This is a genomic window from Xanthomonas sp. DAR 80977 (genome assembly GCF_041240605.1).
In the GTDB taxonomy this organism is placed as follows: Bacteria; Pseudomonadota; Gammaproteobacteria; order Xanthomonadales; family Xanthomonadaceae; genus Xanthomonas_A; species Xanthomonas_A bundabergensis.
In genome coordinates this window covers 1194916-1208807 of sequence record NZ_CP162487.1, presented here as the reverse complement: position 1 = coordinate 1208807, position 13892 = coordinate 1194916, and the positions used below count along the sequence as shown (strand labels likewise).

Annotated in this window: 12 protein-coding genes; 3 read left to right on the top strand and 9 right to left on the bottom strand. The window is 68.8% G+C overall.

Going from position 1 to position 13892, the window contains the following annotated elements:
* From AB3X10_RS05140 to AB3X10_RS05105, 8 genes are all read right to left on the bottom strand, one after another.
* Entirely contained in the window at positions 1-456 is a 456-nt protein-coding gene (locus tag AB3X10_RS05140) for a DUF4381 family protein (RefSeq protein WP_369979624.1), read from the bottom strand.
* Positions 453-1382 carry a DUF58 domain-containing protein gene (locus tag AB3X10_RS05135; RefSeq protein ID WP_369979622.1) on the bottom strand — a complete coding sequence of 310 codons (930 nt, stop codon included), beginning with the start codon at positions 1380-1382 and terminating at the stop codon, positions 453-455. The genes AB3X10_RS05140 and AB3X10_RS05135 overlap by 4 nt, the downstream gene beginning before the upstream one ends.
* Before the next feature lie 122 nt (positions 1383-1504).
* Complete coding sequence (locus AB3X10_RS05130; RefSeq protein ID WP_369979620.1) at positions 1505-2524, bottom strand: AAA family ATPase; 1020 nt, start codon at positions 2522-2524, stop codon at positions 1505-1507.
* A gap of 161 nt (positions 2525-2685) precedes the next feature.
* Positions 2686-4584, bottom strand: a complete 1899-nt coding sequence (locus AB3X10_RS05125) for a type IV pilus secretin PilQ (protein ID WP_369979618.1) — start codon at positions 4582-4584, stop codon at positions 2686-2688.
* A 20-nt stretch (positions 4585-4604) separates the two neighbouring features.
* Positions 4605-5129, bottom strand: coding sequence for a pilus assembly protein PilP (locus AB3X10_RS05120; protein WP_369981657.1), 525 nt, complete (start codon positions 5127-5129; stop codon positions 4605-4607).
* 11 nt (positions 5130-5140) lie between these two features.
* The gene (locus tag AB3X10_RS05115) at positions 5141-5815 is read right to left on the bottom strand and encodes a type 4a pilus biogenesis protein PilO (protein WP_369979617.1); all 675 of its coding nucleotides are present in this window, start codon (positions 5813-5815) and stop codon (positions 5141-5143) included.
* Positions 5812-6579 carry a PilN domain-containing protein gene (locus tag AB3X10_RS05110; protein ID WP_369979615.1) on the bottom strand — a complete coding sequence of 256 codons (768 nt, stop codon included), beginning with the start codon at positions 6577-6579 and terminating at the stop codon, positions 5812-5814. The genes AB3X10_RS05115 and AB3X10_RS05110 overlap by 4 nt, the downstream gene beginning before the upstream one ends.
* A complete protein-coding gene (locus tag AB3X10_RS05105; RefSeq protein ID WP_369979613.1) occupies positions 6579-7637 on the bottom strand; it encodes a pilus assembly protein PilM in 1059 nt (352 codons plus the stop codon). The genes AB3X10_RS05110 and AB3X10_RS05105 overlap by 1 nt, the downstream gene beginning before the upstream one ends.
* A gap of 217 nt (positions 7638-7854) precedes the next feature.
* Here AB3X10_RS05105 and AB3X10_RS05100 point away from each other — a divergent pair, with 217 nt between their 5' ends.
* The 3 genes from AB3X10_RS05100 (at position 7855) to AB3X10_RS05090 (ending at position 12027) form a co-directional block, all read left to right on the top strand.
* Positions 7855-10290: a penicillin-binding protein 1A gene (locus AB3X10_RS05100; RefSeq protein WP_369979611.1), complete on the top strand. Its 2436-nt coding sequence runs from the start codon at positions 7855-7857 to the stop codon at positions 10288-10290.
* A 209-nt stretch (positions 10291-10499) separates the two neighbouring features.
* Positions 10500-11147, top strand: coding sequence for a hypothetical protein (locus tag AB3X10_RS05095; RefSeq protein WP_369979609.1), 648 nt, complete (start codon positions 10500-10502; stop codon positions 11145-11147).
* A 61-nt stretch (positions 11148-11208) separates the two neighbouring features.
* Positions 11209-12027, top strand: coding sequence for a DMP19 family protein (locus tag AB3X10_RS05090; RefSeq protein WP_369979607.1), 819 nt, complete (start codon positions 11209-11211; stop codon positions 12025-12027).
* A gap of 293 nt (positions 12028-12320) precedes the next feature.
* Here AB3X10_RS05090 and AB3X10_RS05085 read toward each other — a convergent pair whose 3' ends face one another.
* Positions 12321-13610, bottom strand: a complete 1290-nt coding sequence (locus AB3X10_RS05085) for a citrate synthase (RefSeq protein ID WP_369979605.1) — start codon at positions 13608-13610, stop codon at positions 12321-12323.
* Positions 13611-13892 lie beyond the last annotated feature (282 nt).

Sequence of the window (13892 nt, the reverse complement as noted above, 5' to 3'; positions counted from 1 at the left end):
TCACGCCCGGCGCCCGCCCATCAGCTCGAGGAAACGGCGCCGCGCCAGCGGCAGCAACGCCTGCAGCTGCGCGCGATCCAGTTCGCGCCGATAGCCGCCGTCGAGCAGCACGCGGCCCGCGCCGGCGGAGAAGTCCTGGCGCTTGCCGCCGTCGAGGAAGCGCAGCCAGGCCTCGCCCTGCAACGCGGCGGCGGCCGGATCGCGGCGACGCGCCGCGCGGCGCAGCAGTTCCGACACCGCCGCCACCTGTGCCGGCGCGGCGCCGGCGCCGAGCGCGGCATCGAACTGGCGCTGCCAACGGCGCCGCCGCGCGCGCCGCCATGCCCACAGGCCCAACGCGATGACCAGCGCCAGCAGCAGCGCCGCGCCCAGCAGCAACCAGCCCGGCGCCGGCGGCCACCAGGCAGGCGCCGGCGGCAGGTGCACATCGCGCAGCGGCAGTTGTTGCGGCGTCATCGCGCCCCGCTCCCGCCGGATGCCGGCAGCAGCCAGGATTCGCTGGCCGCATCGCTGCGCAGCACCCGCACCTGCACGCCGCGGCCGGGCAGTTCGGCGGCCAGGGTGTCCAGCGGCACCACGAATTGCTCGTGCCAGCGCTGTTGCGCGCTGGCCGCCTGCAAGTCGACCTCCACCCGGCGGCCGCCGGCCCAGAACGGCAGCGCCGCGCGCGGCGGCTGCAATTCCAGGGCGTCGGCCAGCAACAGCAGCACCACGTCGTTGTGCAGCGCCAGTCCGGCCCAGCGCGCCGCGGGAATCGCCTGCGCGCTGGCCGGGTCGGCCAGCACCACCAGGCGCGAACCGGGCCGCAGCAGCTTGGCCGCGTGCTCCAGCGCCACGCCGAGGCCGGCATCGTCCTGCGGCGGCTGCGCATACCAGCGCGCCAACGCGTCGAGCACGCGCAAGGCGCCGCGCGGCCCAGCCGCCGGCGGCACCGGCGCTTCGCTGCGGCTGCCGCGCAACGCGGCCAGGCGATCGCCCTGGCGCTGCGCGGTCCACGCCGCCACCGCGCCGGCACGCGCGGCCTGCACCGACTTGAAACGTACGCGGGTGCCGAAATACAGCGCCGGCGCGGTATCGGCCACGATCAGGCTGAGCCGTTCGCGCTCGGCCTGGAACAGCTTGGTATGGGTGCGCCCGCTGCGCGCGGTGAGCCGCCAGTCGATATGGCGCACGTCGTCGCCGGCCACGTATTCGCGCGACTCGGCGTATTCCATGCCGCGCCCGCGCAGCGCCGCCGGCGCACTGCCGCTGAGGCCGTGGCGCCCGCGCCGCGGCGGCGGCACCCGCGCCACGCTCGCGCGCAGCGCCACCAGCTCGGCCAGGGTCGGACGCACGCCGTCGCCGCCGGCCGCGGCCTCGGCGCGTGGCGTCTGCGGCGGCATCGCCTGTCCTGCCATCGCCCGCTACCTCGCCTGCGATACGGTGCCGCAGGCGTTGCGCGCGCCGACGCGAAACGCCGTTGCCAGGCGCCGCGGCCATTGCTCCCGTCGGCACTGCCGCGCGTTCACGGCGGTGGCACCTTGTCCAGCAGCGCGGCGACCAGGCGATCGCCGTCCCAGCCTTCGGCGGTGGCCTCGTAGCTGGGCAGCACGCGGTGGCGCAACACGTCCGGCGCGACCGCACGCACGTCGTCCGGGGTCACGAAATCGCGCCCGGCCAGCCAGGCCCGGGCGCGCGCGCAGCGCTCCAGCGCGATCGAGCCGCGCGGGCTCGCGCCCCAGGCGATGCGCCGCGCCAGCGCCGGGTCGTAGCCGCTGGCATCGCGCGAGGCCAGCACCAGCTCGATCAGATAGCGCTCCAGCGGCGGCGCCATGTGCAGCGACAGCAGCGCACGCCGCGCGGCGAACACGTCCTCCAGCGGCATCCGCGGCGGCGCGGCCTCGCCATGGTCCAGGGTCTCGCGGGCGCGCTCGCGCGCCAGGCGCAGGATCTCGGCCTCGGCGGCAGCCTCCGGGTAGCCGATCCGCACATGCATCAGGAACCGGTCCAGCTGCGCTTCCGGCAACGGGAAGGTGCCTTCCTGCTCGATCGGGTTCTGCGTGGCCATCACCAGGAACAGCTTCGGCAGCGCATAGGTGTGCCGGCCGACCGTGACCTGGCGCTCGCCCATCGCCTCGAGCAATGCCGACTGCACCTTGGCCGGCGCGCGGTTGATCTCGTCGGCGAGCAGGATCGGATGGAAGATCGGCCCGGGCAGGAACTCGAAGCGGCTTTCCTGCGGCCGCCACACCTCGGTCCCGGTCAAATCGGCGGGCAATAGATCCGGAGTGAACTGGACACGGGCGAAATCCGCTTCCAGCCGCGACGCCAGCGCGCGGATCGCGGTGGTCTTGGCCAGGCCGGGCGCGCCTTCGACCAGCAGGTGGCCGTCGGCGAGCAGCGCGATCAGCAAGCGTTCCACCAGCGCGGACTGGCCGACGATGGTTTGCGACAGGCCGTCGCGCAAGGCTAGGAAGGCCGCGTGCAGGCGCTGCTGCTCGGACGCGGCCGGATGGGAGTCGAAGCTCGAGGGCGTGGTGTTCATGCGCCGAGTTTGACCTATCGGCGGTGAAATGGTTCTGCGGATCGTGCCATCGGCGCCGGGGAATTCAGATTTTCCTCATCGGCCGCCACAAAACATGAAGGCGGGAGAAGCGCATGCTTCTCCCGCCTTTGTCGCCACAACGGTCCTTCGGCAGCCCGGGATCAGCCAGCGGCCGGCGCGCGCTTGGCCACGCGCATCACCTTGGGGGTCACGAAGATCAACAGCTCGGCCTTGCTCTTGCTGCGGCCGCGCTTCTTGAACAGGTTGCCCAGGAACGGGATATCGCCCAGGAACGGCACCTTGGAAATGCTGTTGCGGTCGCTGAACTCATACACACCGCCGATCACCACGGTCTGGCCATCGTCCACCAGCACCGCGGTATTGATCTCGCGGCGGTTGATTTCCGGAATGGTGCCGTAGCCTTCGAGCACGCGGTACTGGTCGACTTCGTCCTTCTTCACGTTCATGTTCAGGAAGACGCGGTTGTCGTCGGTGATGGTCGGGGTGACCTTCAGCTCCAGCAGCACTTCCTTGAACTGCACGTTCGGCGTCGCCGCGGTGCCGGCGGTGCCGCCGGTGATGGTGACGTAGCCGATTTCCTTGCCCTGCTTGATCACCGCCTCGCGCTGGTTGGAGGTCACGATGCGCGGGTTGGAGATGACTTCGCCGCGGCCTTCCTCCTGCAGCGCCGACAACTCCAGATCCAGGTTGAAGTTCGAGCCGAGCAAGGTATAGGCCAGGCTCGGCAGCGACGACGCATTGGTGAAGGTGGTTCCGCTGAGATCGACGTTGAGTCCGCGCGTGGCCGCGGTGCCGCCGCCGGTCGCGCCGCTGCCGACGGTCGCGGTGTTGTCGCCGTAGGTATGGGTGCCGCCGATGCCGAACTTGGCGCCCAGGTCGCGGGCGAAGGTATCGGTGGCGATGACGATGCGGCCCTCGATCAGCACCTGGTCGACCGGTCGGTCGATCACGTTGATCAGCTCGCGCATCTGCGCGATCTTCTTCGGGATGTCGCTGATCATCAGCGTGTTGGTACGCTCGTCGGCGACGATGCGCCCGCGCGGCGACAGGAAGCCGTTGTCGTTCTGGTTATTGCCGCTGCCGCCGCTACCGCCGCCGCCACCGCCGCCACTGCCACCGATGCCCTTGGCCTCGGTCAGCGCCTTGAAGATGGTGGTGGCGCTGTGGTAGTTGATCTGGATGTAGTCGGTGGTCAGGTCCTCGCGGTTCTCGATCGCGATCCGCGCGTCTTCCTTGTCCTGCTCGAACTTGGCCAGCTCCTGCTGCGGCGCGACCCAGACCACGGCGCCGTCGCGGCGCTTGTCCAGGCCCTTGGCGCGCAGCACGATGTCCAGCGCCTGGTCCCACGGCACGTTGACCAGGCGCAGGGTGACGCTGCCCTGCACGGTGTCGGAGGCGACGATGTTGAGGTTGGATTCCTCGGCGATCAGCTGCAGCACCGTGCGCACCGGCACGTCCTGGAAGTTGAACGTCACCGGGCGGCCGCTGTAGCCGCGTGCGGCGACCTGCGCCGCCGCCTGGCTGACCGTGGCCGCGCTGACCGCGCCGACCGCCGGCGCCGAGGTCCGCGGAGAGATCTCCACCACGTATTCGTTGCCGGACTGGTAGGCCATCGACTCGAATGCGCCATTGGTGCTCAGCACCAGCTGCGCGCCGCCGGCGTACGGCTTGGCGTCGATGCGCTGGACCGGGGTGGCGAAGTCGGTGACGTTGAGCGGGCGCTGCAGTTCCGCCGGCAGCGACGCGTTGCCGACGTCCACCACCACGCTATTGCCCTGGGTGCGCAGGTCGGGACTGGCGCCGGCGCCGCTGAAGTGCAGGATCAGCCGCCCCGCATCGCCGGCGCCGCGCTTGAAGTCGATCTTCGACACCGTGAGCTTGGCCGCTGCCGGCGCTGACGCAGCCGCCGCGGGCGTCGCCGCCAGCGCGGTGCCCATCGCCGCCGAACTGCCCAGCAGCGTCGCCAACCCCAATGCGCATAGCCGTACCGTCGCGTGGCGCCGGATGGGACGCAGGCTCAGGGCTTTGGAAAAAGTCATCGTGCTATCCCCATAATCAATCATTGATCGTCCAGCGCCACGGCGGCCGGACGTTCCAGCCAACCGCCAGCGCCATCCGGCACCAGTTCAATCAAATCGATGCGATCCTCGTGCACCCCGGTCACGCGGCCATCGCTCTGCCCCATGTAGATGCCGGGGCGGACCCGGTAGGTCACCTTGTCCGGCGCCATCACCAGCGCCACCAGGCCCGCGCCGTTGCCCAGCGTGCCGACCATGTTCAGGCTGTCGAGCGGGAACTGCTCCAGCGGTTCCTTGCGCCGGTTCGGATCCGGACGCAGGCCGTTGTTGCCGTCCGGACTCGCCCAGGCATCGCTGAACGGATCGCGCAGGCCCTGCGCCGCATATTCGAAGGTCTCGAACTGCTGCATCACCGGCAGCGGCTCCAGCGGCTGCGCCGGCCGCGCGCGCACTTCCTTGACCCAGTTCTCCAGGTTGGGCGCATCGCCCGGGGTGCTGGTCACGCCGCGACCGCAACCGCCGAGCAGCGCCACCAGCGCCAGCCCTGCGAAGCACTGCAATGCCATGGTCCGCCGCTTCATGCGCCACCGCCTTGCTGGGAAGCCTTTTTCGCTGCGGCCGCCGCCTTTTCCTGGTCCGCCATCTCCTTGTCGTCCAGGTAGCGATAGGTCTTGACCGTGCCGGACAGCTCCAGCTCGCCGCGCGCGCTGATGCCCGTGGCTTTGTCGCGCGGCTTCAGGTTGATGTCGTGCATGGTCAGGATCACCACCCGCGGCAGCGACGCCACGCCGCTGACGAAGGCGCCGAACTGGTGGTAGCTGCCGACCATGCGCAGCGCGATCGGCTTCTCCGCGTAGAACTCCTTCGGCGACTCCGGACCCGGCTGGAACAGCTCGTTGGCCAGGCCGCTGGACAACGCGGTCTGCGAGATGTCGATGATCAGGTCCGGCATCTCGGTCTTGCTCGGCAACTGCCGCAGCATCTGCTGCAGCACCTGCTCCATCTGCGCCAGCTGCTGCTTCAACGGCTGCAGATTGACCGCGCGGCTCTGCTCCTTCTCGAACGAGGCGCGCAGTTCGGTTTCCTTCTGCTCCAGCGTCCCCAGTTCGTCGCGCTTGTCGCCGATCAGCAGGAACCAGGACAGGATCAGGATGAACAGCGCGAGCAGCACGCAGAAGCCGATCTTGGCCTGCTGCGGCCAGTTGCCGAGGTTGTTGAAGTCCAGGTCTTTCAGGTTGACTTTCTTGCTCATGACGCCGGTCCCTGTTGCGCTGGCGTGGCGGCAGGCGCGGCCGGCGCGGGGGCCGGCGGCGTCGCGGGTGCGGTCGGGGCAGCAGACGCGGGGGCGGCAGCGGGCGCCGGCGTTGCCGCGCCCGGCACTGGCGGCGCGGCCGGCTTGCCAGGCGCCGGCGCGGCAGCGCCAGGCACCGTTTCCGCAGCGTCGCCCGGCACCGGCAGCTTGACCTTGAGGGTGAACACGTAGGGCAAGGCCTTGGCGTCGACGATCGGTCCCTTGACCTCCTTGTCCTGGTCCTTGGCCTCGATCACCGACAGCTCCGGATTGGTCATCCAGCCCGAGCCCTCGAGGTTGCGCATGTAGGCGCTGACCCGCGCATTGGATTGCGAGCGTCCTTCCAGGGTCAGGATGTCGCCTTCCTGCTTGACCGCGGTCAGCACCACGCCGTCGGGGATGGTGCGCACCAGCGAGTCGAACAGGTGCACCATCTGCGAGCGCTTGGCCTGCAGTTCCTCGATGACCCGCTTGCGCGCCAGCAGGCGCCGCTTCTGCTCGTCGAGCTTGTCGATTTCCTGGTTCTGCGCCTTGACCTTCGCGATCTCGGCTTCCAGATAGGCGTTGCGCTCGTTCTGCCCGGTGATCTGACGGTCGTAGTAGAACCAGATCAGCAACGCCAGCAGCACGCCGGCCAGCGCGGCGAAGCCCAACATCGAGTAGAACTCGCGCTCACGCTGCTTGCGTCGCTCCGCCCGCCAGGGCAGCAGGTTGATTTTTGCCATCAGTCAAAGCTCCTCAGAGCCAGGCCGGTGGCGATCATCAGCGCCGGCGCGTCCTGGGCCAGCGCGTGCGCCTGGACCTTCGGCCCCAGGGTCATCTGCGCCAGCGGGTTGGCGACCACGGTCGCCACCCCCAATTGTTCCTCGACCATCTCCGGCAGCCCGGCCAGCGCCGCGCAACCGCCGGCCAGCACGATGTGGTCGACCCGGTTGAATTCGCTGCCGGCGTAGAAGAACTGCAGCAGGCGGCTGATCTGCTGAACCGTCGCCTCCTTGAACGGCTCCAGCACCTCGACCTCGTAGCTTTCCGGCAGCCCGCCCTGGCGCTTGGCCATGCCGGCTTCCTCGTAGGTGAGGCCGTAGCGGCGCATCACTTCGTCGGTCAGCTGCTTGCCGCCGAACACCTGTTCGCGGCTGTACAGGCTGCGGCCGCCGCGCAGCACGTTGAGCGTGGTCATGGTGGCGCCGATGTCGACCAGGGCGACCACGCCGTCGGCCGCCACCGGCAGCTCGCTGGCCACCAGCGCGAACGCGTTCTCGACCGCGAAGGCCTCCACGTCCATGACCCTGGCGACCAGGCCGCCGAGTTCCAGCGCCGACTGGCGCAGCTCGACGTTCTCCGAGCGCGACGCGGCCAGCAGCACCTGCACCATCTCCGGGTTGTTGGGGATGCTGCCGAGCACCTCGAAGTCCAGGTTCACTTCGTCGATCGGGTACGGGATGTAGTTGACCGCCTCCAGCTCGACCTGCGCTTCCAGCTCGTTCTCGTCGAGCTCGGCCGGCATCGGGATCACCTTGGTGATCACCGCCGAGCCGGCCACCGCCGCCGCGGCATGCTTGGCGCGGGTGCCGGAGCGGGTCACGGCGCGGCGGATCGCCTCGCCCACGGCTTCGACCTCGACGATGTTCTTCTCGACCACGGCGTTGGGCGGCAAGGGTTCCACGGCGTAGTGCTCTACGCGGAACCGATTGCCGCTACGCGACAGCTGCAACAGCTTGACCGCGGTCGAACTGATATCGACACCGATCAGCGGTTGCTGACTCTTTGGGATAAGCCCCACGGATTTTCCCCTGCCGACGGGCACTTGGACGCCGATCTTGCGTCCGCGCATTAATAACAAATTTTTTGCAATTGGCAACCGCCCCGGTACAGTCGTGACTTCCATCACGGCATGTCCTGCGGCAGCAAACCCTTCGCATCCCCGGAACCGGCCCCAGCCGTTCCCCGGCGTACTCTATACTCTGCGCCCAAGAAATCTGCAATCGGAATCTCTCTCGATGCCCCGTTTTCGTCGTTGGCTGCGCTGGGCGCTGGTCACGTTCGTCGTCCTCGCCCTGGTCGGAGCCGCCGCCGCTGGCGGGCTCTATTACGTCGTTTCCTCCAAGCTCCCCGACGTGCAGACGCTGCGCCAGGTCGAGCTGCAGGAGCCCATGTACGTCTATGCCAGCGACGGCAAGCTGATGGCCCTGTTCGGCGAGACCCGGCGCTACCCGATCACCATGAAGGACGTGCCGGAGCAGCTGAAGCAGGCGTTCCTGGCCACCGAGGACGCGCGCTTCTACCAGCACGGTGGGGTCGACTACAAAGGCATCGCCCGCGCCGTGTGGCTGCTGGCCACCACCAACGACAAGCGCGTGCCGGGCGGCTCGACCATTACCCAGCAGGTCGCCCGCCAGTTCTTCCTGAGCTCCGAATACAGCTATACGCGCAAGCTGGCCGAGATCCTGCTGGCGCGCAAGATCGAGGCCGAGCTGAGCAAGGACGAGATCTTCGAGCTGTATCTCAACAAGAGCTTCTTCGGCAACCGCGCCTACGGCATCGCCGCCGCGGCCGAGTACTACTACGGCAAGAAGCTCAACGAACTGAGCCTGGACGAGATGGCCTCGCTGGCCGGCATCCCCAAGTTCCCGTCCAGCGGCAACCCGATCAGCAACCCCGAGCGCGCCAAGCAGCGCCGCGACAACTATGTGCTCAGCCGCATGGCCGCGCTGGGTTTCGTCACCCAGGCCGAGGCCGACGCCGCCAAGGCGGTGCCGATGCATGCGACCCCGCACGAGCGCCCGGTCGAGGTCGAGTCGCCCTACGTGGCCGAGCTGGTGCGCCAGGAGATGATCGCCCGCTTCGGCGGCGACGTGCTCGACAAGGGCTACCACGTCACCACCACCATCGATACCGAACTGCAGGCCGCGGCCAACCATGCGGTGCGCCAGGGCCTGGTGATCTACGACCGCCGCCATGGCTGGCACGGCGTGGAGCAGCATTTCGAGGTGGCCGCCGACGCCGACGCGGCCGCGCTGGCCAGCCACCTGGCCGGCATCAATGCGCAGGGCGGCATGCTGCCGAGCATCGTCGCCGCCACCGGCAGCGACGGCAGCGCCACCGTGGTGCTGGCCAACAGGACCGAACTGGTGCTGCCGGTCGCGTCCAGCCGCTGGACCGGGCGCAGCCCCGCCACCCTGCTCAAGCGCGGCGACCTGGTGCGGATCCAGGCCGGCGACCAGCCGGGCGAGTGGGAAGTCACCCAGCTGCCGCGCGGGCAGTCGGCGCTGGTGTCGTTGGACGCCAGCAACGGCGGGCTGCGCGCCCTGGTCGGCGGCTTCAGCTATGCCGGCAACAAGTTCAACCGCGCCACCCAGGCGCGGCGCCAGCCGGGTTCCAGCTTCAAGCCGTTCCTGTACGCGGCCGCGTTCGAGAAGGGCTTCAACCCGGCCTCGATCGTGCTCGATGCGCCGGTGGTGTTCCGCGACCGCCGCGGCAAGACCTGGTCGCCGCAGAACGACGGCGGCGGCTTCAAGGGCCCGATGCGCCTGCGCGAGGCGCTGGTGCAGTCGCGCAACCTGGTCTCGGTGCGCCTGCTCGACAGCATCGGCGTGGACTTCGCGCGCAAGTACATCAGCCAGTTCGGTTTCCAGGAGGCCGAACTGCCGCCCAACCTGTCGATGTCGCTGGGTACCGCGTCGCTGACCCCGCTGTCGGTGGCGCGCGGCTATGCGGTGTTCGCCAACGGCGGCTCGCGGGTGGACACCTGGATCATCGACAAGGTCACCGACCGCGACGGCAACGTGCTGTTCCAGGAGCACCCGCCCACCGCCTGCCGCAGCTGCGGCAGCGTCGGCGGCAGCGCCACCCCGGCCAGCCAGGTCGTCGACGGCTTCAACTTCGGCAGCGCGGCGCCGCCAGCGCCGCCCAAGCCTGCGACAACCGCTGCCGTGACGCCGGCCCCGACCGAGACCGCGCCGGCGACCGATCCGGAAGCCAAGGTGGCGCCGCGCGCGATCGATGAGCGCACCGCCTACCAGCTGGTGTCGATGATGCGCGACGTGGTCCAGCGCGGCACCGGCACCGCGGCCAAGGTGCTGGGCCGCGAAGACGTCGGCGGCAAGACGGGTTCCACCAACGATCACCGCGACGCCTGGTTCTCCGGCTTCGGCGGCCCCTACGTGACCACGGTGTGGGTCGGCCGCGACGACTTCCGCTCGCTCGGCTACCGCGAATACGGCGGCAAGGCGGCGCTGCCGATCTGGATCGAGTACATGCGCGTGGCGCTGAAGGACAAGCCGATCGCCAGCAACGACCCGCCGGCCGGCATGGTCCAGGCCACGCTCAACGGCGCCACCGAGTGGGTCAAGGTCGAGGACATGGACCGCATCCAGGAGTTCGACTACGGCCTGCAGGACCAGAAGACCGACGACGCGGCGTTCGATATTTTCTGACGGCTGCGGGACTCGGGACCGGGGACTCGCGACTCGGCCGGTCCCGATGCCGAGGCGGCGATGGCCGGCGGGACCCGCCCCTGGGCGGACCCCGCGTCGCCGAGGCCGGCCGAGCGGACGGCAGCGTCCGTCCAGCGCGTTGGCCGCACTGCATGCCGGCGTCACCGCGCTGTTGTACAGTCGGGGCAGGCTTTGAGGGAGGCGGCCCCATGCACCACGCTCGGCAACATGCCCAGACCCGCACGCACGAACGCCGCCGGCGGCTGGCCCACGAAGCCGCCCGGCTGATGGCCGAAGGCGGCATCCGCGACTTCCACCAGGCCAAGCTCAAGGCCGCCGACCGGCTCGGCATCCACGACGATGCCTCGCTGCCGCGCAACCGCGAGATCGAGGATGCGCTGCGCGAATACCAGCGCCTGTTCGCCGGACCCGACCACGCCGGCGGCCTGCGCCTGCGCCGCGAGGCCGCGTTGCGCGCGATGGACTTCCTGCACGGCTTCGCGCCGCGCCTGGTCGGCCCGGTGCACGACGGCACCGCCGATGCCAACAGCCCGGTGCAACTGCACCTGCACAGCGACGATGCGGACGCGGTGGCGCGCTTCCTCGAGGAACACCGGATCCCGGCCGAGTCGCGCACGCGCCGGCTGCGCCTGGACCGCGAACGCAGCGAGGAGTTTCCGGTGTGGCTGTTCGCCGCCGAAGAGCTGACCTTCGACCTGACCGTGCTGCCCTACGATGCGCTGCGCCAGGCGCCGCTGTCGCAGGTCGACGAGAAACCGATGCGGCGCGCCTCGGAAAGCCAGCTGCGGCAGCTGCTGACCGAGCAGGACATCGCCGACTACCAGCAACGCCGCTGAACGCCTGCGTGCGCCGCGCGCGGCGCACCGATTGCCTGCCTGCCACCAACGGATCCGCTGCATGCCCGCCATTCCGCCCGATGCCATCGTCGTCTCGCGCAACAGCTTCGACAGCGACGACGCGTACGCACCGATCCAGTCCAACATCAGCTTCATCAACGCCCAGCTCGACCAGTGGCTGCGTCCGGACGAGATCGCCGCCGATGCGATGTGCAGCTACTACGTCGACTTCTACGTGGCGCAGGTGGAAAACGGCGGCTTCGCCCAGTTCGTCTACAACTGCAACGCCGACCCGGCGGTGCTCGATCAGGTCGGGCGCGGCCTGCAGGCGATGCAGGCGCCACGGCATGCCGCGCTGTACGCGGCCAGCCGCGCGCTGCTCGAACAGATGGACGACGACACGCTGCAGGCGTTCATGGACGGCGACTACTTCGGCGACAACCCGGCCCGCGATGCGCTCGACCGGCACAGCGAGGCCTTCTACGCGCTGGCGGAGGAGGAAGACCTGGTCGCGCTGAATTCGGCCTGGCTGCGCAGGCACCCGCACTTGGTGGTGCTGTCGATTCCGGAGATGCAGGCCGAGGTCGAGCGTCGCGCCGCCGCCCTGCCCGATCGCGCCGCGCGCGTCGCCGCGGCGCTGGAGGGCGAACCGCGCTACATGAAGCTGATCCGCCGCCTGTGCGCCGACAGCGGACACATGCTGGACCGTGTCACCGCCGGCGACCCCAGCCACGAACACAACGGCAGCCAGGTACTGGCCTGGCATTTCCTGACCGACCGCGGCCACTACTACCTGCTCGATCTCGACGGCGTGGCGCGCATGCACGACGCCGACAGCCATGCGCTGGTGGCGCAGGTCGAGGCGCCGGCGCAATTGTAGGTCGGCTCGCGCCGGGTCATGCCGCTCGCCGCTGCGCATTGCGGGAGCGGCATCCGCGGGAGCGGCGCCGGGTGGCTTCGGGTCATCCGTCGCGATAGGCACTCCTGGTAACGCCCGTCGCGACTGAAGTCGCTCCCACAAACCTGCATGCATTCACCGCACTGAAGCGCTTTTCATGTGGGAGCGACTTCAGTCGCGACGAGAAGCCTCCGGAAAAGCCGTCGCATCGCGGTACGCCAAAAAAAACGCCCCGCAAAGCGGGGCGTTCTCGCGACGAACCGACGGCAGCGCGATCAGCGCTGGCCGTCGCCCTTGTAGTCGCGCTTGTCGTAGCCGGTGTAGATCTGGCGCGGGCGGCCGATCTTCAGTTCCGGATCGACCTGCTGCTCCAGCCAATGCGACACCCAGCCGGCGGTGCGCGCGATGGCGAACATCACGGTGAACATCTCCACCGGAATGTTCAGCGCCTTGTAGATGATGCCCGAGTAGAAGTCGACGTTCGGGTACAGCTTGCGCTGCACGAAATAGTCGTCCTTCAGCGCGGCCTCTTCCAGCTTCAGCGCCACTTCCAGCAGCGGATCGTTGACGCCCAGCTCGCCCAGCACCTTGTGGGTCATCTCGCGGATGATCTTGGCGCGCGGGTCGAAGTTCTTGTACACGCGGTGGCCGAAGCCCATCAGGCGGAAGCTCGAGTTCTTGTCCTTGGCCTTGGCCACGGCGCTCTCGACGTTGTCGGCGGTGCCGATCTCTTCCAGCATCTTCAGCACGGCTTCGTTGGCGCCGCCGTGCGCCGGACCCCACAGCGCGGTGATGCCGGCGGCGACCGAGGCGTACGGATTGGCGCCGGTGGAACCGACCAGGCGCACGGTCGAGGTCGAGGCGTTCTGCTCGTGGTCGGCGTGCAGGATGAACAGCAGGTCCAGGGCCTTGGCCACGACCGGGTTCATCTCCAGCTGCTCGCTCGGCACCTCGAACATCATGTGCAGGAAGCGCTCGACGTAGCCGAGGTTGTTGCGCGGGTAGCGGATCGGCCAGCCGATCGAATAGCGGTGCGCCGCGGCGGCGATGGTCGGCACCTTGGCGATCAGGCGGATCGCGGCCAGGCGCCGCTGCTCCGGATCGTTGAGGTCCAGCGTGTCGTGGTAGAACGCCGACAGCGAGGCCACGGTGCCGGCCATCATCGCCATCGGGTGCGCGTCGTGGCGGAAGCCGCCGAGGAAGTTCTTCAGCGACTCGTGCATCATCGTGTGATGCGTCACTTCGTGGTCGAACTTCTTGAATTCGTCGGCGGTCGGCAGCTCGCCGTTCATCAGCAGGTAGGCCACTTCCAGGAAGTTGGACTTCTCGGCCAGCTGCTCGATCGGGTAGCCGCGGTACAGCAGCACGCCGTTGTCGCCATCGATGTAGGTGATCGCCGACTTGCAGCTGGCGGTCGCGGTGAAGCCCGAGTCGTAGGTGAACAGACCGGTTTCTTTGGTCAACTTGGAAATGTCGACGCAATCGTTGCCCAAGGTGGGTTTGAGTACCGGCAGAACGACCGACTTGTCGCCGGCATTCAGCGTGACCTGATCAAGATCGGACACAGTGTGCGCTCCTCAGTGGAAGGCGCCTGTCCGTGCTTTGCGAACAGACGCGTGAAGGAAGTCCACGGCAATTACCACGGATCGCGCCATTATCGCACAGCAACATTTGAGTAGTCGCTCGTACTGAAGTCGTAGAACCAGCGTCCGCCGGCGACACAGCGTTGCATCCTCGCCGCCGCCGGGACGGGAGAATCTACGCCGGCAACTGCATGCCGGGAATCGACGAATCGGGGACGCCAAAAAAGACGGCCGCGCAGGGCGCGGCCGTCTTCAACCACTTCG